Source organism: Pseudomonas ogarae (assembly GCF_014268695.2).
Classification (GTDB): domain Bacteria; phylum Pseudomonadota; class Gammaproteobacteria; order Pseudomonadales; family Pseudomonadaceae; genus Aquipseudomonas; species Aquipseudomonas kilonensis.
This window is the reverse complement of the sequence record NZ_CP077086.1, coordinates 303,128-323,034: the sequence shown is the minus strand read 5'-3', so window position 1 is coordinate 323,034 and position 19,907 is coordinate 303,128. Positions and strand designations below refer to the sequence as shown.

Here is a 19,907-nt window from a genome sequence, read left to right as displayed (position 1 = left end):
GCGATTGCGGTGGATCAGTCGACATAAATGTTGAATGTCCAACCGCTATCGCGAGCAGGCTCGCTCCCACAGGATTTTGCGGTGAGCACAATGATTGTGAACACCCACAGGGGTTGTGTGTTTCAGCTGGATCAAGCCGCTGGCTGATCCAGCTCCAGCCCAACGCCCAGCTGGCGCGACAGGCACGGCCAGCGCTTCCAGGCAGCGCCTGTGTCCGGGCTGCCGAGTTTCTCCCGGTAAGACTCCACCGACTCCAGCGCAAAGCTGTCTTCGTCGAGCATTTCGTCCACGGCGTGGTGCACGGCTTCATCCAACTGGTTGGCGAACGGTTCGCCGATCAGATGGTGAGCGATCAGGTTGGCAACCGTCATGTCCAGCGGGATCAGCGGCTGGCTGAAGTGCTTGATGTACAAATCGTTGACCTCCTCCACCAACCGATGGGCCAGATAGGCTTCGTCCAACAGGCTGTCCAGGCCAACGTGGCCTTCCATCAACTTCGGTGGCTGGAGGAAAAACTGTTCGGCGATTTTCAGTACCGGCTTGATCTGCGATTCGATACCGGCTTCGCGGGCCACCTCGTTGGCGGCGTCCAGCAGGTCCGGCACTTGCTCGATGTAGGCGGTGACAAAACGGGTCATGACGCCCTTTGCGTCGATGTCTGGCAACTGGATCGCGGCATGCAGATGCGGTAACTGGGCCTCCAGCTGGCGGGTCAATTGGCCGGTCTCGGCTTCGTGTTGTTGGGCTTTTTGGATCTGCTCGCGCAATGCGGCGGTGTTCATGAAAACTCCAGGAAACAAGGCAAAGAAATAGGGAAGACATAACTTAGCTGGCGCAAAAACACTCCTAAGACCTATTTTTCATAACCGTCCCTTCCTTGCTACAGCACAGTTATATCGGTTTGCCATCACTCAGGTTCGCATCCTTCTCCATTCGTGGGCTCTAGCGCAAGCCCCGGCTGTTTCAAACGATTTACGCCATCGCGTTGCGAGGTTGCAGGTGCTGTCTATACTCGGGTTGGAATGGAGTTAGCTGATGACACCCGATTGCATGTGCAGCAAGGCGCGGCGAGTCAATTAAGCAGTCTGAATAGCCGATCCCTTGCCGCAGGCTTTACGCCTACGGGATAACAAGAACGATAAGGGGAACCCGCAATGACGCGACATCCACACGTATGGATGGGCCTCCTGTTGTGGTCGATTTTCAGCCAGGCGCAAGCGGCCTGGACTGTGAATATGGCGCCGGGAGCGACACAGATCAGCAACGCAGTGTTCGACCTGCACATGACCATCTTCTGGATCTGTGTGGTCATCGGCATCATCGTCTTCGGCGCCATGTTCTGGTCGATGATCATGCACCGCCGCTCAACCGGCCAGAATGCCGCGCATTTCCACGAAAACACCCGCGTCGAAATCCTCTGGACCATCGTGCCCTTGCTGATCCTGGTGCTGATGGCGATTCCTGCCACCGCCACCCTGATCAAGATGTACGACTCCAGCGAGTCGGACATCGATATCCAGGTCACCGGCTATCAATGGAAGTGGCACTACAAGTACCTGGGCCAGGACGTCGAGTTCTTCAGCAACCTGGCGACCCCCGCCGAACAAATCCATAACCAGAGCGCCAAGGGCGAGCATTACCTGCTGGAGGTCGACAAGCCGCTGGTGCTGCCGGTCGATGCCAAGGTGCGCTTCCTGGTGACCTCCGCCGACGTGATCCACTCCTGGTGGGTGCCGGCCTTCGCGGTCAAGCGCGATGCGATCCCAGGCTTCGTCAACGAAGCCTGGACCCGTGTCGACAAGCCCGGCCTGTACCGTGGCCAGTGCGCCGAGCTGTGCGGCAAGGACCACGGCTTCATGCCGATCGTGGTGGAGGTCAAGAGCAAGCCCGACTACGAAAAATGGCTGGGCGAACGCAAGGCCGAAGCCGCGCAGCTCAAGGAGCTGACCAGCAAGGAATGGACGCGCGAAGAACTCATCGAGCGTGGCGACAAGGTCTACCACACCACATGCGTGGCCTGTCACCAGGCCGAAGGCCAGGGTTTGCCACCGATGTTCCCGGCACTCAAGGGCTCGAAAATCGCCACCGGGCCGATCAAGGATCACCTGGGCATTGTCTTCCACGGCAAACCCGGCACCTCCATGGCCGCGTTCGGCAAACAGTTGTCGGAAGTCGATATCGCCGCGGTCGTGACCTATGAACGCAACGCCTGGGGCAACAACAAGGGCGACATGGTGACGCCTAAAGAAGTGCTGGAACTCAAACAGGCGGAAAGCCAATGAGCCGGCCTGACGATCGTTCCCGCAACCGTTCCGGGCTCACCGCCCCGGGCCGCCCAGCCCACTCGTTCGAAGGAGACAGGACATGAGTGCTGTGATCGATGACCACGGTCATGCCGACCACGCCCACGGCCCCGCCAAGGGCCTGATGCGCTGGGTACTGACCACCAACCACAAGGATATCGGCACGCTGTACCTGTGGTTCGCCTTCTCCATGTTCCTGTTGGGCGGCTCGTTCGCCATGGTGATCCGCGCCGAGCTGTTCCAGCCCGGCCTGCAGATCGTGCAACCGGAATTCTTCAACCAGATGACCACCATGCATGGCCTGGTGATGGTCTTCGGCGCAGTCATGCCGGCGTTCGTCGGCCTTGCCAACTGGATGATCCCGTTGATGATCGGCGCGCCGGACATGGCCCTGCCGCGCATGAACAACTTCAGCTTCTGGCTGTTGCCGGCGGCGTTCCTGCTGCTGGTCTCGACGCTGTTCACCCCTGGAGGCGGGCCGAACTTCGGTTGGACCTTCTATGCGCCGCTGTCCACCACCTATGCGCCAGAAAGCGTGACGTTCTTCATCTTTGCCATCCACCTGATGGGCATCAGCTCGATCATGGGCGCGATCAACGTGATCGCCACCATCCTCAACCTGCGCGCCCCCGGCATGACCCTGATGAAAATGCCGCTGTTCGTCTGGACCTGGCTGATCACCGCGTTCCTGCTGATCGCAGTGATGCCGGTGCTGGCCGGCTGCGTGACGATGATGCTGATGGACATCCACTTCGGCACCAGCTTCTTCAGTGCCGCCGGCGGCGGTGACCCGGTGCTGTTCCAGCACGTGTTCTGGTTCTTCGGCCACCCCGAGGTGTACATCATGATCCTGCCGGCCTTCGGTGCCGTCAGCTCGATCATCCCGGCGTTCTCGCGCAAGCCGTTGTTTGGCTACACCTCGATGGTCTACGCCACCGCCGCCATTGCGTTCCTGTCGTTCATCGTCTGGGCGCACCACATGTTCGTGGTTGGCATTCCGCTGGTGGGCGAACTGTTCTTCATGTACGCCACCCTGCTGATCGCCGTGCCCACCGGGGTGAAGGTGTTCAACTGGGCCAGCACCATGTGGCAAGGCTCGCTGACCTTCGAGACACCGATGCTGTTTGCCGTGGCGTTCGTGATCCTGTTTTCCATCGGCGGTTTCTCCGGGCTGATGCTGGCCATCGCCCCGGCGGACTTCCAGTACCAGGACACCTACTTCGTGGTCGCGCACTTCCACTACGTGCTGGTGCCCGGCGCGATCTTCGGGATATTCGCCTCGGCCTACTACTGGCTGCCGAAGTGGACCGGCCACATGTACGACGAAACCCTCGGCAAACTGCACTTCTGGCTGTCGTTCGTGGGGATGAACCTGGCGTTCTTCCCCATGCACTTCGTCGGCCTGGCGGGCATGCCCCGGCGGATTCCCGACTACAACCTGCAGTTCGCCGACTTCAACATGGTCTCGTCCATCGGCGCATTCATGTTCGGCACCACGCAGATCTTCTTCCTGTTCATCGTGATCAAGACCATCCGTGGCGGCGAGCCGGCACCGGCCAAGCCGTGGGATGGGGCCGAAGGGCTGGAGTGGAGCGTGCCTTCGCCGGCGCCGTATCACACCTTCACTACGCCGCCGGAAGTGAAATGAACACGCAAGCTTCTGTGGGAGCGAGCCTGCTCGCGATAGCGGTAGACCAGGCACACCGCGTCGCCTGCATCGCGAGCAGGCTCGCTCCCACAGGGCTCGGTGCACGGAGCAGGAACCATGGCTGATTCGATTTCGATGAAGAAACTGGTCACCCGCCTGCTGCTGGTGGTGGTGGCCATGTTCATCTTCGGGTTTGCCCTGGTGCCGATCTACGACGTGATGTGCAAGGCGTTCGGCATCAACGGCAAGACCGGCGGGCAGTACGAAGGCGAGCAGGTCGTCGATGAATCACGGCAGGTGCGCGTGCAGTTCCTGTCGACCAATTCGGTGGACATGGTCTGGGACTTCTACCCCAAGGGCGATGAGCTGGTGGTCAAGCCCGGGGCGGTCAACGAGATGGTGTTCGTCGCCCACAACCCCACCGACCGGCCGATGAGCGCCCAGGCGGTGCCGAGTATCTCGCCGAGCAACGCGGCGGCGTATTTCCACAAGACCGAATGTTTTTGTTTTACCCAGCAAGTGCTGCAACCCGGCGAACGCATCGAAATGCCCATGCGCTTCATCGTCGACCGGGACATGCCCAAGGAAGTGAAGCACCTGACGCTGTCCTACACGCTGTTCGACATCACCGCTCGTCATCCACCGGTGGCTCTAAACACTGACCGATAGCGTGCCCGATAAGGAGAACAATAAATGGCAACTCACGAACACTATTACGTTCCGGCCCAGAGCAAATGGCCGATCATCGCCACGGTTGGCATGTTCGTCACGGTGTATGGCCTGGCAACCTGGTTCAACGACATGAAGGCGGCGCGCCCGGATTCCCACGGCCCGCTGATCTTTTTCGTCGGCGGGCTTCTGCTGGCCTACATGCTGTTCGGCTGGTTCGGCGCGGTGATCAAGGAAAGCCGCGCCGGGTTGTACAGCGCGCAGCTCGACCGCTCGTTCCGCTGGGGCATGAGCTGGTTCATCTTTTCCGAAGTGATGTTCTTCATCGCCTTCTTCGGGGCCCTGTTCTATGTGCGCGTGATTTCGGCGCCAGGCCTGGCGGGGGAAGGCACCAAGGGCCTGTCGGAGATGCTGTGGCCGAACTTCGAATATGTCTGGCCGTTGCTGAACAACCCCGATCCTAAACTCTTCCCGCCGCCCAAAGACGTCATCAGCCCCTGGGGCTTACCGCTGCTCAATACCATCCTGCTGGTCAGTTCCAGCGTCACCGTGACCATCGCCCACCATGCCCTGAAAAAAGGCCATCGCGGCGCGCTGAAAATCTGGCTGGCGATCACCGTGCTGCTGGGTTGCGCCTTCCTGGGCTTCCAGGCCGAGGAATACATCCACGCCTATAAAGAGCTGGGCCTGACGTTGGGCTCGGGGATCTATGGGGCAACCTTCTTCATGCTCACCGGGTTCCACGGCGCCCACGTCACCATGGGCACGATCATCCTGTTCGTGATGCTGATGCGCATCATGCGTGGGCACTTCGACAACGAGCATCAGTTCGGCTTCGAGGCGGCGAGCTGGTACTGGCACTTCGTCGATGTGGTGTGGATCGGCTTGTTCGTCTTCGTCTACATCCTCTGACGCAACCGTTATCAGGGCGGCTCTTTACCAAGGAGCATGCGACACCAACTGGCCGCTGAAGAAACCCCAGGCAATCAAGCCGACGGTGGCGGCGGCCAGGCTGACTCGGATCGCCAGGGCGATGACCAGGCGATTGGAACTGCTGTCGTCCTTGACCAGAAAAAACAGGCCGCTGAACAGGCTGGCAATCGTGGCAATCAGCATCAGGACGATGGCTGCTTTGAGCATTAGGGACACTCCGGGGGGACGCGATGCACGTGAGTATAGCTATCCCGTTCGACGGCTTTCGGACGGCGCCATGAAAGGCTTCCGGCCAGGCCTAGTGCCGTCATTGGTGGTGGCCGTGCTGGTGCCGGTGATGGTGTGCCTGGGGTTCTGGCAATTGAGCCGGGGCGAACAGAAGCGCGTGCTCATGGACACTTACGCCGAGCGCCGCGTGGCACCGCCGATGGACAGCACTGAGCTTACGCACACCGCCGACCCGGCCTTTCGCCCGGTCACGCTGCAGGGCCAGTTCGACGCCGAGCACAGCATCCTGCTGGATAACCGCCAACACGACGGCAAGGTAGGCGTCGAGTTGCTGCAACCGTTCCTCGACCACCGCACCGGGCTGTGGCTGCTGGTCAATCGCGGCTGGCTACCCTGGCCGGACCGGCGCACCCCGCCGGCCTTCAACACGCCGGAGCAACCGGTGAGCCTCCAGGCCTGGGTCTACGTCGCACCCGGCGCCACCTTCCAGCTCCACGCCGACCCGGCCGATGCGCCCTGGCCGCGACTGGTCACCACCATTGAGCCGGACAAGCTGTGGACTGATCTAGGCCGCAACGGCTTCGCCTATCAATTGCGCCAACAAAGCGGCCCCGGCGCCTACCGGACCGATTGGCCGGTGGTCGCCATGGGCCCGGAAAAACACCTCGGCTATGCCGTGCAGTGGTTCGCCATGGCGGCGGCACTGTTCGGCCTGTTCCTTTATCTCGGATGGCACAACGCAGGGAGACACCATGGGAAGCACCATGAATCCAACCAACACGTCTGAGGCGCCCGTGGCGCCCAACCGTCGCAAGGGCCGCGTGCAATTGCTGCTGATCGTGCTCGGCGTGATCGGGCCGATGATCCTCGCCACCGGCATGTACAAATTCCAGTTCTGGGTGCCCGACAGCCGCAGCTACCACGGCGAACTGATCGGCACCGGCCAGACCCGCGCCGAGATTGGCGTGCAGGCCGATGAACAGCGCTGGCAGATCCTCGTCACGGCGCCGCAGGAATGTTCGGTGGATTGCCGGCAACTGGTGTACCTGGCCCGGCAGGTGCAGATCGGCCTCGGCCGTGAAGCCGGCCGCGCCAGTCATGCCCTGGCGATCGCACAACCGCTCGATGCCGAGTACGACGCCCAACTGCAGCGTGAATACCCACAACTGCAACGCTACCCACTGGACCTGCCGGCCTATCAGAAAGGCGCCCAAGGTTCCGGCGGCGCGCAACTGTGGATCATCGATCCCCACAGCAACCTGGTGCTGCGCTACGACGCCCGGGTCAAGGGCAAGGACCTGCTCAACGACCTGCGCCACTTGCTGAAACTGTCGAACATCGGATGAGGGCATCGACATGGCCAAACCTGGATTTCGCCTCGCGCTGTTTGCCACGTTGCTGGCACTGATCGTCGTATTGTTGGGCGCCTACACCCGGCTGACCCACGCCGGCCTCGGCTGCCCGGACTGGCCCGGTTGCTACGGGTTCATCAGCGTGCCCAAGAGCGAAGCCCAACTGGCCCATGCCGAGTTGCATTTCCCCGACACTCCGGTGGAGGCCCATAAAGGCTGGAACGAGATGGTCCATCGTTATTTCGCCGGTGCCCTGGGGTTGATGATTACCGTGCTAGCCGCCCGGGCCTGGATGAACCGTAGCCGCCCCGGCCAGCCTGTGAAGTTGCCGCTGTTCCTACTGGCCGTGGTCTTCGCGCAAGCGGCGTTCGGCATGTGGACCGTCACGCTGAAGCTATGGCCACAGGTGGTCACCGGGCATTTGCTCGGCGGCTTCGCGACGTTGAGCCTGCTGTTCCTGCTCACCTTGCGCTTGTCCGGCGTGTTGCCGGCGCTGACCGTGCCCAAGCGCCTGCAACATTGGGCCACCGCCGGGCTGCTGCTGGTGATCGGCCAGATCGCCCTGGGCGGTTGGGTCAGCTCCAATTACGCGGCGGTGGCCTGCATCGATTTCCCCACTTGCCACGGCCAATGGCTGCCACCGGCCGATTTTGCCAACGGCTTCCACCTGACCCAGCACATCGGCCCGAACTACCTGGGCGGGCAACTGGACAGCGACGCCCGCACCGCCATCCACCTGACCCACCGCATCGGCGCCTTGCTGGTGACCGTGGTGCTGCTGGGGCTGGCCTGGCAATTGAAAACCGTCGGCATGACCCGCTTGGCCGGGCTGGTGCTGGCCGCGCTGGCGGCGCAGATCACCCTGGGCATCAGCAACGTGCTGTTCCATCTGCCGTTGCCGGTGGCCGTCGCCCACAACGCCGGGGGCGCCGCACTGCTGCTGACCTTGGTGCTGGTCAACTATCACGCCCGTACCAGCCTGGTCCGGGTCAAGCATCAAGTCCCGCTGCGCTGGCGGTTCAACCCGCCTAAACACGGCGCCAGCCCCATAACAATAAAAGGAGAGATGCCATGGCAACCTTGACCGGTGAACGCCACAGCCAAGCGATCTGGCGCGATTACCTGGAGCTGACCAAGCCCAAAGTGGTGGTGCTGATGCTGATCACCTCGCTGGTCGGCATGTTCCTCGCCACCCGCGCCGGGGTGCCGTGGACGGTCCTGGTGTTCGGCAACCTGGGCATCGCCCTGTGTGCCGGTGGCGCGGCGGCGGTCAACCATGTGGTGGACCGGCGCATCGACGCGGTGATGGCCCGCACCCACAAACGACCACTGGCCGAAGGGCGAATCTCACCCACCGCCGCACTGACCTTCGCCGTGGCACTGGCCGTGGCCGGCCAGGCCATGCTGCTGGCCTTCACCAACCCGCTGACCGCCTGGCTGACCCTGGCCTCGTTGCTGGGCTATGCGGTGATCTATACCGGTTTCCTGAAACGGGCGACGCCGCAGAACATCGTCATCGGCGGCCTGGCTGGCGCGGCACCACCGCTGCTGGGCTGGGTCGCGGCCACCGGTCATGTCAGCGCCGAACCACTGCTGCTGGTGCTGATCATCTTCGCCTGGACCCCGCCGCATTTCTGGGCCCTGGCGATTCACCGCAAGGAGGAATACGCCAAGGCTGACATCCCGATGCTGCCGGTGACCCACGGCGAGCACTACACCAAGATCCATATCCTGCTGTACACCCTGGTGCTGCTGGCGGTGAGCCTGATGCCGTTCGTGATCCAGATGAGCGGGATGCTGTACCTGATTTGTGCCCTGGTGCTGGGCGGCAGGTTCCTGCAATGGGCCGTGGTGTTGTACCGTGGCAGTCGGCCGCACGCGGCGATCAACACCTTCAAGTACTCTATCTGGTACTTGTTCCTGCTGTTCATCGCCCTGCTTGTAGATCACTACTTACTGTTGAGCCTATGACTCGAACCCAGAAAACCGTCTTCATCCTCGCGGCCGTGATCGCAGTGATCCTCGGCCTGACCATCAACAAGGTGCTGTCCGGCAAAGGCCAGGGCGACCCGACCGCGCTGATCGACGCCGGCATCATCCTGCTGCCCCAGAGCCGCAACCTGCCGGACGTGAAAATGACCGACCAGGACGGCCAACCGGTGGCGATGGACGGGTTGAAAGGCAAATGGAGCCTGCTGTTCTTCGGCTACACCTTCTGCCCGGACATCTGCCCGACCACCCTCGCCCAACTGCGCCAGATCAAAAGCGAACTGCCGCCCGAGGCTGTGGATAAGTTGCAGATCGTACTGGTCAGCGTCGACCCCAACCGCGACACGCCCAAGCAACTCAAGCAGTACCTGGGGTACTTCGATCCGCAGTTCATCGGGCTGACCGCCGCCTCAGTGGAAGACCTGCAGAAACTCGCCAATGCAGTGAGCATTCCGTTCATCCCGGCGGACACCAGCAAACCCAACTACACGGTTGATCACAGCGGCAACCTCGCCGTGATTGGCCCGGACGGCACCCAGCGTGGGTTCATTCGCGCGCCGTTGAATAACCAGAAGTTGGTGGCGCAGTTGCCGGAGATGCTCAAGCGTAAATAACGGCGCAACCTTTATAGCGCGGGGACTCGCCCCACCTGTAGGAGCTGTGTAGGAGCTGTCGAGTGAAACGAGGCTGCGATCTTTTGATTTTGATCTTTCACTCATGACTCAATTGTCTGGGGCAAGATCGCAGCCTCGTTTCACTCGACAGCTCCTACCAGCCCCTACCAACTCCTACCAATCCAGTTGTTTCAGGAACACCGTCATTTCCGCTCTAGATAGCTATCGCGAGCAAGCCCCCTCCCACCCCGGACGGTGGTGAACACAATATCTACAACACCCCCAATCCCCCTGTGGGAGCGAGCCTGCTCGCGATGACACCCGCCCAGACACCCCCGTGGCGAGGGAGCTTGCTCCCGCTCGGCTGCGCAGCAGCCGCAAAACCAGACAATGCAGTTGGCCTGGAAAAATGCAGAGGCCTGCTACTCAGACCAGCGGGAGTAAGCCCCCCTCACCACAGGGGTTAGTGTCGAGCCGAATATCCAGCCCAACGCCACCCACTGTGGGAGCGAGCTTGCTCGCGAAAGCGGCGGGTCAGCTTGCATCAGTACTGAATGTATCCCCGCGGGCAAGCCCCCCACATCCAACCTGGGGTGTTCACAAATACTGCATTCAACCCAACTCCCCTGTGGGAGCGGGCTTGCTCGCGAAAGCGGCGGGTCAGCTTGCATCAATATTGAATGTGCCACCCTCTTCGCGAGCAAGCTCGCACACACTGGGCGGCGGTGAACACAGTATCTGCAACAGCCCCAATCCCCCTGTGGGAGCGAGCCTGCTCGCGATGAAAACGACACGGTCCCAGAGCCAAACAACCCGCCCGCATCACCAAAAAGTCTCCCTCCTACAGCCCCGACCTACACACCTCTATCAAGCTACGCATCCTTGCGCCTTTGCCTACAACTACGCCAGAATCCGCCCGCTTGTGCGCCTTGTCCCCGGGTTCTATTGTCTTCCTGCCACTGCCCATCAGTGGTCGGGTTTAGTAGCCCAGGAAATACACGGCGGTTGCACAGGTCTCATCAGTCGGGCATTTGCCTGCACTCGATGGTAGCTGTGCGCATGGCGCCCTCGGGCGCGCCGGGCTTTGTGTATTTCACCGGTCTACTAACTTGCGCACAGCTGCCACCATTTCGTTTAGTAGCGAGGCGGTTGCGGCCCTACTAAATGGAAATATTCAAATGTTCAAAGCAACTCCAAATCCCCCAGATGCAGACCCCACCCCACAATCCGCAAAATCCAAAGCCAAGCAGCAAGACGAAACCACCAAACGGGTGCTCGATCACTACCTGCTACCGAAACCGGACAAATCCCAAGACGCCCCCAAACCAGGGCAGCTATACACCGTCGTGAAAGGCCTCGATAACGAATGCCTGCTCGCCAACCTCAGCGAAACCCTGGCTTCGGCTGATGCCATGGTGAGTGACCTGGCGTTTGATCTGGATGGATCGAGGCGTCATGTGGCGCAGGGTATCCAGCAATTGATTGAGCTGAGTTCGTTGCTGGCGAATCGGGTGTTGGATAACGTGGAGCCGCGGCAGTAGCACTTTTTCGCCAATGAAAAAACCCGACGTTTTGCGTCGGGTTTTGGTTTTTCCATCCGTAGACGCGGACGAATAAGCTCTAAATATTCTCAAATTCTTTTCCCGTATATCCCGCCATTGTCCTTCCTAGCGATAGGCTGCAAACGGCCGATTCTGTTGAAAAATGACCACCGTTTCCACGGCAGAAAAGTACGCGCCAGAGATTGAAGTCTTTATTTTGAGCAGAGAGTTTCGGGCTCAGATTTCACGTAGCAGCGCGCAAGAAAGGCGTTTTGGCAGTCAGTACGCGGGCAGCTGGCTCAGGCAACGAGCAGATTACAACCAGCGCGAGTCTCATCTGGAAAACACTGAAATATATCCTTTGGTACGCAGGCAAACCTACGCTTGCTGCTAGACGCCAAGCTCCCTATGCTGAGTAGTTACTACCAACGGGTTTTTAGCGTATCGGACCTAGGTGGTTGAGCTGGAAGGATATGAAGTTTTTATATTTTATACGTAAGGTATCAATATAAAAATCATTTATGGCCAAATGGAATTAGATGATGCCCAGTGGTATATCGGTTACAGCACTGATTGATTGGAAGTCACAGATGCATAACTGTGGCGCGGATAAATTAAGCGACAAGATGGAGCAAGCAACTCGGACGCTTCAAAAAACAGTGGCTGCGTTAAGCAAGGCTCTAAACAAACTTGATAGCAAGTTGAGATACAAGGTTACATTAAGGCTGTATCATGGCTGGAGTAAGGGGTATCAATGGACTCCCAACAAAAGTGCCGTTGTGACGGCCATAGCCAAAGCGGACTTTTCCACTATCTCTAGGTATCCGAACGTAGTTATAAGCCCGGACGTTGCTTATGGGGATTTATTAGTAGCGGGCCTTTCACACAGGGTTCTAAGATCACACAATATCCATCTGCCAGGGACGTTAAGAGATAGAGGTGGAGATAACGTTGGAGAAAAAATGGTCGATACGGCATTGGCTGCTGATCTACTAAGTCTGGCTTTCAGCGAGCCGAAGGATTGGTCAATCGTTTTAGCGGAAGATGATGACTTAGTTCCACCAATTTTTACTGCGGAAGCTTGGAAAGACCGTCATGGTGGAAAGGTATATCTACTGCGAAAGAGAAGCGTAGTAAAAAGCAAAGTGCTTTTGGACGGGTTAATGTTGGAAGGAGGTTGGAATGATTGATCAAGAGCTGCTGCTGGATGACCTAGCGTCCTTTTCTGACTTGGGAGTTCCCCCCCCCAAATTGGCGGTCGAAGGCGAAGAAATTGTAGCCCGCCTCATACGATATGGTGACAACATAAATCTCCGGTTTCTCGCTAACGGAAATATATGTGAGCGGATCAATGATGAGCCTGAAACCAAGCACATAAATTATAAAGCTCTACTTGCTTCGGATAGATTTGGCAACCTTAGAGATTGGGCATCAGTTCAACTAAGCGTTCTAACCGAAGAATCAGCTTCTCAGCCACGATCAATTCCTGTGCTTGGCTTTTTACACTCAGCAAATACGGTAATGGACTTCTCTGGAGTAGAGGATGAGCTTGATAAAAGTCACTCTAATGATACAGCTCGAATACTTCTAATTGATGGGCCTGCGGGGATAGGTAAAACTGAATTCATAAAGCAACTTTCATTAAAAAGAGCAGCCAGCTTTAAACGAACCCAAAAGCCATTGGTTTTACATGTTCAAAGTCGTGGCAGAGTACTGACATTCCTTCAGGATCTAATTGCTTTCAGCTTGCAAACTTTACGGCTTCGTGTGACTTACGACCAAGTGCCTATACTCGTGAGGAATGGTTTAGTAACTATAGCGATCGATGGCTTTGATGAGTTGGGTGATCCTTCGGGTTATGAGACTGCCTGGGCACAGGTGGGAGATCTTATCAATCAAATAAGAGGAGAAGGGAGTTTAATTCTCGCAGGACGTGAAACATTCATCGGTCGCGATAGGCTTGTACGTGATATCAAGGCTCTCAAAACAACCGATATTATTGACTCCGTGACATTACAATCTCCTAGCACAGAGGCTGCATTTGCTTGGTTAAAACACCAAGGGTGGACGGATGACAGATTAAATGATTTGGATGAGTTGCTCCAGCCTGGTTCGTTTGCTTTAAGGCCAATATTCCTAAGGCATCTGGGGGAAAATGGGCTCGTTGGTGGGCTATCCGAGACGGAAGGTTCACTCTCAAATCTGATCAATTTAATGATTATGCGAGAAACCAGTAAATTTGGTCAGCCAGTAGAGGCTGTATTGACGGAAGCGCAACGACAAAAATTCGTCTTGAGTTTTCTTGGTGAAATAGCGAGGGATATGGCAGACAATCAAACGGAGTCGGCAGATGAAACAACCATTAAATGGGCTGCCGAAGCTGCGTTGAATGATAGTGTTCCTGAAGATATAAACCGGCTTCTCCAAAATCGCGCTTTAGTTATGGCGTTTTTAACCTCCGATGAACGGCCTCGCTACAGACGTTTCTCCCATTCGCAACTGCAAAATTATTTCCTTGGGCTTGAAACGATATCATTAATTAAAAACAAAGAAGTCCCTAAATTCCTCCGCAGGAATTTATTGAGCGCTGACTTTCTTGTTACTTTTTCTAATGTGCTGGATGAGCTCGCCACAAAAGATAAAATAGAGCTTGTTGATTTCATGGAGTCTGCTTTCATTCTCCTGAATACCTATTTAGGCACAGATCGTGGGGCGAGGAATCTATCGGCTCTCTTGCTGTGCTGTGCGCCCTTTGGTGATTTGATACCGAATTTCGGATTGAAGGGGCAGCAAATTGACGATGCTCTTATTCGTGGTATAGCAAGTGGCTTTACCCTGAAAAACTGTAGCATAAATCAATTAGATGTGAGGGAGGCGGATGTTACCAATGTAATTTTCGATGAGTGTATGATTGGAGGGGTAGTTCTTGACGATAGATCGCAGATTAACATGTCATTGCAGCCATCGTATGTTCAGATGGAGAACGAGAGCGGCAACGGCGTATCGTTAATTTCTGACCCTGAAGAAATAGTTAAACTTTTGAAAAGCTTCTCGGCCAATGTAGGAGGGGAAACACAAGAAGATAACGAGCCTCCAAAAACATTAGATCATTCGATTTTTAAGCTTCTCGATAGAGCTATACGATATCGTGGTTATTGGTTTCGAGAAGATGGTGATGATGTCTTGGCAAAAAAAATCACTGACGACGCGCTATGGCCAGTTTTGTCAGAGTTACTCTTAAAACATGATTTCCTTCGAAAGGAAGAACGTGTCGCGTCAGGGCGTCCATCGTATTTTTACCATGTCAAAAGACCTCAGTTGCTGCAAAAAATCTCTAATGAGCCAGATACGGCACAACTTTATAATGATATCGAGGCATATATAGCGGAGACGGACGCTTAAGTTTTTGGAGGTATTGTTAACATCAAAGGTATCTCTAAACAAAAAGGGGACAGATTTATTTCCAGCCAAATAATTCTGTCCCTTTTTCAGTCAAGGCACGGGTTAGCGGGTAGCCAGGCAGGATGCACCGACCGCTGTCGCCCGGCGTAACTGCGACATGACGTTCCCCGCCGTAATCACCGCTGTAGGCGACATTGGGCAGTTGCTCGCGGCCAGCGCCTCTGCGACCCAGGTATTGCAGGTATAGAACAGCGAATAGCTACCCTCGGCCTGGTAGAACCGGCTCTCTCCATACAGGCCGGGCCCGAGCACCACCAAAGCGCCCGTCGCTGAGTGGGTGACGGTCCCGGCCACGAACGCGAGCAGTCGTCGGTAGCCATCCTCCGTCACCCGCACCTCGATGACCTCGCTTGCGGCGAAGCGCCGCCTGGGGTCCCCGTCGATCTTGACCGCATGCAGCACGGTTGCCGTCGACCCGAACAAGGCTCGCAGGGCCAGGCTCAAGGTGGCCTCTGGGGCTCGGTAAAAATCCTCGTCACCCCAGCCGAACTCGACGAAGTCGCCGTCGCTGAATTCTTCGGCCAGTGCGGGAAGCACCTGAAGCAGATCGGGGCGCGCAATTGCCAACCCAGCATGCAGGCCATGATTCACTACATAGAAGGACCGCCAATCGCCACCCTCGCCCCTCGGCGGGTCCGACGCGGTAGCGCAGCCGAACAGCGTGAGGACCAGGGCTAGCATTACAATGCGCATATACAAGGGCTCGCTCACTTAAGGGGACCACTTAAGAGGACGGATTTATTTTCTGATATTAATCCATCCGCCTTTCCCGCTCAGCCAACCTCCTCAAACCGCCGCCGCTTCATGAACAACCCCATCCCTATCGCCACGGCAAAAGCCGACAGCAACCCCAGATCAAACCCCAACACGCGGGTCTCACCGGCCAAAACGCAGCCAACCGCACCCGTCGCCACCAACACCACGCCTAGCCACTTGCGTAGCAGATAGGGTTTGAGGAATCGATCGAGCAGAAAGGACACCACCAAGGCAATGACCAATTGAGTAATTACGGACATGTACGTCTCCAGTCAGGTCTTGATGATCAATGTCGAGAGAGTGCGTTGCGGGCCGATGCCGCCGTTGACCTGCGCCTCGATGCTGACCAGTACGTCACCCGCATGGTAGGTGGGCAGGATTTCATTGGCATACGTGCGCACACCGGCCCCTACAGATGCCGCCACGTAATAGGGGGCCACGGCCTTGGCGGCGGCAGTGAAGGCCGTGGTTGCAAGGTTGGCGATCGTGGTGCGCTGGGCGTTGAGGGCATCGCCCTGTTGCCGGGTGAGCGGTTTGGAGATGCCGATCATCATCACGCACGGCAGGTTTTTGGCCAGCATCTTGTCGTACACCTCGACGACCTTGCTGTTGACTTCATAGTGGGCACTTTTCGCTTCGCCAAAATGCAGCTCGCGCAAGCGTCCGCGTTCGCTGTCGGTGAGGGTGATCTGCGAGACGTTGAAGACGACCCCGTGATTGCCCATGTATTGGAAAGTCCCTTCGAACTTCATCGCTCGTTTCCTTTCGAGGTAAAAGGTGGCGATTCTCTACAACGAGCGGATTGGATTCAAATCATTTCATCTTGCTGGACCGGGGGGCGGGGAATGCCGGTCAGTTAAGCCACAAACCTGTGGGAGCAAAGCTTGCTCGCGATTGGGGCAGGTCTGTCGACATCTGGTTTGGCTGGTCTACCGCTATCGCGAGCAAGCTTTGCTCCCACAGATTTTGCGTCGGCTGAGCTTTTAGCGAATTGGCAGTGGATTGGGGGTGGGCTTTTTTGTGAGTGCTGCGCACTGGAGCGCCAGCCCGGTCAAGCGGGAGCAAGCTCCCTCGCCACAGGTGCGTGGCGTTCAGGGGTGGCGATCCAGTTTTTTGAGGAGCACGGTCATTTCTTTTTCGGCTTGTTTGTCGCCGTGGGCCCGGGCGGCTTCAAGGCCTAGTCCCCAGGCTTGGCGGGCTGCCGGTAGGTCGCCTTGGCCTTGGTGGGTCTTGCCCAGTAGTTTCCATGCTGCCGAATACCTGGGGTCGAATTCTACGCAGCGTTGGAAGTGTTCGGCGGCGCGGGCGAATTCGCCGAGGTCGAGGTAGCCCTTGCCCAGGCCGAAGCGCAGCAGGGAGTTATCCACACCCTTGGCGAGCATTTTCCCCAGAGAGTCGAGCATGGCGGGCATCCTTATCCGTTGTGTCAGTGATTGATTGGTTGGGAGTTCGATAGCAATCGCGGGCAAGCTTTGCTCCCACAGATTTTGCGTCGGCTGAGCTTTTAGCGGATTGGCAGTGGATTGGGGGTGGGCTTTTTTGTGAGTGCTGCGCACTCAAGCGGGAGCAAGCTCCCTCGCCACAGGTGCGTGGCGTTCAGGGGTGGCGATCCAGTTTTTTGAGGAACACGGTCATTTCTTTTGCGGCTTGTTTGTCGCCGTGGGCCCGGGCGGCTTCAAGGCCTTGCTCCCAGGCTTGGCGGGCTGCCGGTAGGTCGCCTTGGCCTTGGTGGGCCTGCCCAGTAGTTTCCATGCTGCCGAATACCTGGGGTCCTTTTGGGGTAAAGGTGGCGATTCTCTACAACGAGCGGATTGGGTTCAAATCATTTCATTTTTACTGGACCGGGGAGCAGGAAATGCAGATCCGTTAAGCCACAAACCTGTGGGAGCAAAGCTTGCTCGCGATTGGGGCAAGTCTGTCGACAACGGGTTTGGCTGGTCTACCGCCATCGCGAGCAAGCTTTGCTCCCACAGATTTTGCGTCGGCTGAGCTTTTAGCGGATTGGCAGTGGATTGGGGGTGGGCTTTTTTGTGAGTGCTGCGCACTCAAGCGGGAGCAAGCTCCCTCGCCACAAAAGCGGTCCTATGCGAAGTCAGGAGTGGCGATCTCAACTGGTCAAGTTTGCGTTCTACACCCAGACGTCGTCAGCCACTCCGACCAACCGAATAGCCTCCTCTTCCGAAGGCTCGGCGAAGGTGATGTTCAAGTTACCGTAACCAGAGTGGTCCCCCACCAAGCTCAACTCGAATCGAGCCCCAGAGGCATCAGCTTCATAGCTCTTCAAGTAAGTCAGGTCCTTAGCTTCATTGAAAATCACGTCCAACGTGCCGTTGTAACCATTCCCCAGCCGGGTAAAGCCCAAGGCGGACAAGTCGATCGTGTCTTCACCCACGGTGTAGTCAATCAGGCGATCAGTGTGGTTTTCGGTGGCGGTACGGTAGCTGTCGCTCAGTGCGTCGAAGCGGAACACATCGTTGTTACCACCACCCGCTAATAGGTCCCGGCCCTCTGCGCCAACCAATACATCATTGCCTAGCGCTCCATAAAGGCGATCATCGCCCGCCAACCCTTCGATGATTTCGCCGCGAGCGTTGCCTTGTAAACGATCGGCCCCCTGGGTGCCCGTCAACCTGGCTTGCTGAAACACGAGGTTGGCTTCATTCAGCGCTTGGCCCAAGTTACCGTCGAAGACCACTTCGAAGCGTTCCCCATCGGCGTTGGCCTCGAAGCTTTTGAGGTAAGTCCGCGTCCCGCTTTCATTGACGCGTATCGCCAGCGTTCCGTCCTGTCCGTTGCCCAGCCCGAGGAAGCCCAGGGAGGAAAGGTCGAGCGTATCGGTGCTGGGGTCGAAGTCGGTGATTCGGTCGCTATGGGCCGCGGTGGCGGTTCGATAACTGTCTGTGACTGACTGGTAACGGAAGGTATCGGCCCCGGCACCGCCCGTCAGCAGGTCACGACCTTGCTGGCCGTCGAGCAGATCGTTACCGGCCCCGCCAAGGATCGCATCGTCGAACGAGTCGGTACCGAGCAAGAAGTCAGCATCGCCGCCACCGTCAAGGTGGTAATAGCCGTCGTCGGGATTGCCAAAGCTGTGGTCCAGGCGACCGTCGGGGGTCAACTGAACCAAGGCGGCCAGATAGCCGTCCGCGCTTGTACCTTGGCTTCCACCAATCAATAGCTTGCCGTCGGCCAGTACGATCATGTCGGCGACTGCGAAAGGAGCGCTTTCCGAGCCCCAACTGACCCGCCCCTGATCGCCGAAACCGGTGTCGAGCGAGCCGTCGGCATTGAGTCGGACGACGGTCGCCACGCCGCCCGAGGCGCCCGAGGCGCCCGAGGCGCCCGCCAGCAGGATTTTGCCGTCATCCTGGATGACGAGGGCGTCTGCTTGAACATCCAGGGCCAGGCTGCCCCCGTTCGCAAAGCTGCTATCCAGAGTACCGTCGGGGTTGAGGCGGGTCAGGGTATCTTGCCCGGTGACCAATACCTTCCCGTCTCCCTGCAGCGAAACGTCGAACGTGCCACTGGGGTGAATGCCGACGGACGCGGGTAGGTGCAGGACCCCAGCCTCTCCAAAAGACGAGACCAAGGTCCCCGTTGCGTCGAAGCGGGCGATATAGATCTCCCCGGACGGATACCCAGCGCTTGCGAAGAAGCTGCCGTCGCGTTGCACGGAGAACGACGCTTGCTGGCCTAGATCTTCATTCCAATAGAAAGGCACTGTCACGGTGCCGCCGTTCCCGAAACTCGTATCGAGGCTGCCGTCGGCCAAGTTACGACTGATGCCCGACACCCAGACATTGTCTACGTTCACGTAGCGCGCCACCAGGTAGCCCCCTTCCGGCTGCACGGCGGCATTACCGCCGTCCTCGATATCGAGCGACACAGGGAGCAGGGATCTACCGTCGCCACTGAAGTTGCGGTCCAGGCTACCGTTGGCATTGAACCGGACCAGGCTGCCGGTGAAGCTTGAATCCTCTTCGCCTCCCAGCCCCAGGCGACTATAAGCGCCAAGCCAGATAGCACCGTCCGGATCGACCGCGATACCTGCGATTTTGTCCGAGCCCCATAAGGTCGTGGCGACCATGCCTGTTTTTTGCGCAGTTGAAGCGGCGGGCGAAATGCTCTGGCTCATGTCCAAGCCTCCGATAGATTTGGCGCCAAAAACTATAGACACGGCTCAGTCAGGTTGCCATTTTGCCTTCAACGACCAAGCGACAACCTATATTCTTGAAAATTGGATCCAATATAGCAAATGGGTATATGACGCAAAGAAATAATAGTGTCGTTTATCAAAATGGTTATGTTAGTTTCGCTCTGCCTTGCAATGAAATGCGAACGGCATAATCTTTCAAAAAAATGGAGCTTTTTATGAAACTCGATATGTCCAAACTGATCGTATCTCAATCCGC

19 protein-coding genes and 1 pseudogene are annotated in these 19,907 nt (G+C 57.6%); 12 read left to right on the top strand and 8 right to left on the bottom strand.

All coding sequences use genetic code 11. From position 1 onward, the window contains the following. Positions 1-131: 131 nt before the first annotated feature. Positions 132-782 (bottom strand): hypothetical protein, encoded by a 651-nt coding sequence (locus tag HU749_RS01375; RefSeq protein WP_014335872.1) that lies wholly within the window; start codon positions 780-782, stop codon positions 132-134. A gap of 372 nt (positions 783-1,154) precedes the next feature. Here HU749_RS01375 and coxB point away from each other — a divergent pair, with 372 nt between their 5' ends. The 4 genes from coxB to HU749_RS01355 all read left to right on the top strand — a co-directional run bounded on the left by coxB (position 1,155) and on the right by HU749_RS01355 (position 5,532). Next, positions 1,155-2,282 carry a cytochrome c oxidase subunit II gene (coxB, locus tag HU749_RS01370; protein WP_018600866.1) on the top strand — a complete coding sequence of 376 codons (1,128 nt, stop codon included), beginning with the start codon at positions 1,155-1,157 and terminating at the stop codon, positions 2,280-2,282. 82 nt (positions 2,283-2,364) lie between these two features. Continuing rightward, complete coding sequence (gene ctaD / locus HU749_RS01365) at positions 2,365-3,951, top strand: cytochrome c oxidase subunit I (RefSeq protein WP_014335870.1); 1,587 nt, start codon at positions 2,365-2,367, stop codon at positions 3,949-3,951. 117 nt (positions 3,952-4,068) lie between these two features. Then, positions 4,069-4,620: a cytochrome c oxidase assembly protein gene (locus HU749_RS01360; protein WP_014335869.1), complete on the top strand. Its 552-nt coding sequence runs from the start codon at positions 4,069-4,071 to the stop codon at positions 4,618-4,620. Positions 4,621-4,644: 24 nt separating this feature from the next. After that, entirely contained in the window at positions 4,645-5,532 is an 888-nt protein-coding gene (locus HU749_RS01355; protein ID WP_014335868.1) for a cytochrome c oxidase subunit 3, read from the top strand. A gap of 24 nt (positions 5,533-5,556) precedes the next feature. Here the strand turns inward: HU749_RS01355 and HU749_RS01350 are convergent, their stop codons facing one another. Further along, complete coding sequence (locus tag HU749_RS01350; RefSeq protein ID WP_014335867.1) at positions 5,557-5,760, bottom strand: twin transmembrane helix small protein; 204 nt, start codon at positions 5,758-5,760, stop codon at positions 5,557-5,559. A gap of 70 nt (positions 5,761-5,830) precedes the next feature. On the opposite strand from HU749_RS01350, the gene HU749_RS01345 reads away from it, so the two are divergent. From HU749_RS01345 to HU749_RS01310, 8 genes are all read left to right on the top strand, one after another. Next, positions 5,831-6,568, top strand: coding sequence for an SURF1 family protein (locus HU749_RS01345; RefSeq protein ID WP_186649540.1), 738 nt, complete (start codon positions 5,831-5,833; stop codon positions 6,566-6,568). Further along, the gene (locus tag HU749_RS01340) at positions 6,534-7,127 is read left to right on the top strand and encodes a PA_0111/PP_0108 family redox-active disulfide protein (protein ID WP_033062353.1); all 594 of its coding nucleotides are present in this window, start codon (positions 6,534-6,536) and stop codon (positions 7,125-7,127) included. Before HU749_RS01345 ends, HU749_RS01340 begins: the two co-directional genes overlap by 35 nt. Before the next feature lie 10 nt (positions 7,128-7,137). Further along, positions 7,138-8,217: a COX15/CtaA family protein gene (locus HU749_RS01335; protein WP_186649538.1), complete on the top strand. Its 1,080-nt coding sequence runs from the start codon at positions 7,138-7,140 to the stop codon at positions 8,215-8,217. Then, positions 8,205-9,104 (top strand): heme o synthase, encoded by a 900-nt coding sequence (gene cyoE, locus HU749_RS01330; RefSeq protein ID WP_046064684.1) that lies wholly within the window; start codon positions 8,205-8,207, stop codon positions 9,102-9,104. Before HU749_RS01335 ends, cyoE begins: the two co-directional genes overlap by 13 nt. Further along, on the top strand, positions 9,101-9,736 hold the full coding sequence (locus tag HU749_RS01325; RefSeq protein WP_014335862.1) for an SCO family protein: 636 nt from the start codon (positions 9,101-9,103) through the stop codon (positions 9,734-9,736). The genes cyoE and HU749_RS01325 overlap by 4 nt, the downstream gene beginning before the upstream one ends. 1,178 nt (positions 9,737-10,914) lie before the next feature. Further along, positions 10,915-11,277, top strand: a complete 363-nt coding sequence (locus tag HU749_RS01320; protein WP_186649596.1) for a DUF6124 family protein — start codon at positions 10,915-10,917, stop codon at positions 11,275-11,277. 542 nt (positions 11,278-11,819) lie between these two features. Next, positions 11,820-12,467 carry a hypothetical protein gene (locus HU749_RS01315; RefSeq protein ID WP_186649536.1) on the top strand — a complete coding sequence of 216 codons (648 nt, stop codon included), beginning with the start codon at positions 11,820-11,822 and terminating at the stop codon, positions 12,465-12,467. After that, a complete protein-coding gene (locus HU749_RS01310; RefSeq protein ID WP_186649534.1) occupies positions 12,460-14,679 on the top strand; it encodes an NACHT domain-containing protein in 2,220 nt (739 codons plus the stop codon). The genes HU749_RS01315 and HU749_RS01310 overlap by 8 nt, the downstream gene beginning before the upstream one ends. A 102-nt stretch (positions 14,680-14,781) precedes the next feature. On the opposite strand, the gene HU749_RS01305 is transcribed toward HU749_RS01310, so the two are convergent. The 6 genes and pseudogenes from HU749_RS01305 to HU749_RS01280 all read right to left on the bottom strand — a co-directional run bounded on the left by HU749_RS01305 (position 14,782) and on the right by HU749_RS01280 (position 19,630). Beyond that, entirely contained in the window at positions 14,782-15,432 is a 651-nt protein-coding gene (locus tag HU749_RS01305) for a DUF2459 domain-containing protein (protein ID WP_225919191.1), read from the bottom strand. Positions 15,433-15,512: 80 nt separating this feature from the next. Further along, complete coding sequence (locus HU749_RS01300) at positions 15,513-15,755, bottom strand: hypothetical protein (RefSeq protein WP_186649530.1); 243 nt, start codon at positions 15,753-15,755, stop codon at positions 15,513-15,515. Between the two features lie 12 nt (positions 15,756-15,767). Next, positions 15,768-16,247, bottom strand: coding sequence for a hypothetical protein (locus HU749_RS01295; RefSeq protein WP_186649527.1), 480 nt, complete (start codon positions 16,245-16,247; stop codon positions 15,768-15,770). A gap of 339 nt (positions 16,248-16,586) precedes the next feature. Next, positions 16,587-16,898: a tetratricopeptide repeat protein gene (locus HU749_RS01290; protein WP_186649525.1), complete on the bottom strand. Its 312-nt coding sequence runs from the start codon at positions 16,896-16,898 to the stop codon at positions 16,587-16,589. A 193-nt stretch (positions 16,899-17,091) separates the two neighbouring features. Next, positions 17,092-17,267, bottom strand: a pseudogene (locus HU749_RS01285) (hypothetical protein); the annotation flags it as partial. Positions 17,268-17,623: 356 nt separating this feature from the next. Next, positions 17,624-19,630 carry a M10 family metallopeptidase C-terminal domain-containing protein gene (locus HU749_RS01280; RefSeq protein ID WP_186649523.1) on the bottom strand — a complete coding sequence of 669 codons (2,007 nt, stop codon included), beginning with the start codon at positions 19,628-19,630 and terminating at the stop codon, positions 17,624-17,626. Positions 19,631-19,907 lie beyond the last annotated feature (277 nt).

Excerpts from the sequence above, each read along its gene's own strand:
- HU749_RS01375 (WP_014335872.1), bottom strand. The coding sequence starts at position 782 with ATGAACACCGCCGCATTGCGCGAGCAGATCCAAAAAGCCCAACAACAC.
- coxB (WP_018600866.1), top strand. The coding sequence starts at position 1,155 with ATGACGCGACATCCACACGTATGGATGGGCCTCCTGTTGTGGTCGATT.
- ctaD (WP_014335870.1), top strand. The coding sequence starts at position 2,365 with ATGAGTGCTGTGATCGATGACCACGGTCATGCCGACCACGCCCACGGC.
- HU749_RS01360 (WP_014335869.1), top strand. The coding sequence starts at position 4,069 with ATGGCTGATTCGATTTCGATGAAGAAACTGGTCACCCGCCTGCTGCTG.
- HU749_RS01355 (WP_014335868.1), top strand. The coding sequence starts at position 4,645 with ATGGCAACTCACGAACACTATTACGTTCCGGCCCAGAGCAAATGGCCG.
- HU749_RS01350 (WP_014335867.1), bottom strand. The coding sequence starts at position 5,760 with ATGCTCAAAGCAGCCATCGTCCTGATGCTGATTGCCACGATTGCCAGC.
- HU749_RS01345 (WP_186649540.1), top strand. The coding sequence starts at position 5,831 with ATGAAAGGCTTCCGGCCAGGCCTAGTGCCGTCATTGGTGGTGGCCGTG.
- HU749_RS01340 (WP_033062353.1), top strand. The coding sequence starts at position 6,534 with ATGGGAAGCACCATGAATCCAACCAACACGTCTGAGGCGCCCGTGGCG.
- HU749_RS01335 (WP_186649538.1), top strand. The coding sequence starts at position 7,138 with ATGGCCAAACCTGGATTTCGCCTCGCGCTGTTTGCCACGTTGCTGGCA.
- cyoE (WP_046064684.1), top strand. The coding sequence starts at position 8,205 with ATGGCAACCTTGACCGGTGAACGCCACAGCCAAGCGATCTGGCGCGAT.
- HU749_RS01325 (WP_014335862.1), top strand. The coding sequence starts at position 9,101 with ATGACTCGAACCCAGAAAACCGTCTTCATCCTCGCGGCCGTGATCGCA.
- HU749_RS01320 (WP_186649596.1), top strand. The coding sequence starts at position 10,915 with ATGTTCAAAGCAACTCCAAATCCCCCAGATGCAGACCCCACCCCACAA.
- HU749_RS01315 (WP_186649536.1), top strand. The coding sequence starts at position 11,820 with ATGCCCAGTGGTATATCGGTTACAGCACTGATTGATTGGAAGTCACAG.
- HU749_RS01310 (WP_186649534.1), top strand. The coding sequence starts at position 12,460 with ATGATTGATCAAGAGCTGCTGCTGGATGACCTAGCGTCCTTTTCTGAC.
- HU749_RS01305 (WP_225919191.1), bottom strand. The coding sequence starts at position 15,432 with ATGCGCATTGTAATGCTAGCCCTGGTCCTCACGCTGTTCGGCTGCGCT.
- HU749_RS01300 (WP_186649530.1), bottom strand. The coding sequence starts at position 15,755 with ATGTCCGTAATTACTCAATTGGTCATTGCCTTGGTGGTGTCCTTTCTG.
- HU749_RS01295 (WP_186649527.1), bottom strand. The coding sequence starts at position 16,247 with ATGAAGTTCGAAGGGACTTTCCAATACATGGGCAATCACGGGGTCGTC.
- HU749_RS01290 (WP_186649525.1), bottom strand. The coding sequence starts at position 16,898 with ATGCTCGACTCTCTGGGGAAAATGCTCGCCAAGGGTGTGGATAACTCC.
- HU749_RS01280 (WP_186649523.1), bottom strand. The coding sequence starts at position 19,630 with ATGAGCCAGAGCATTTCGCCCGCCGCTTCAACTGCGCAAAAAACAGGC.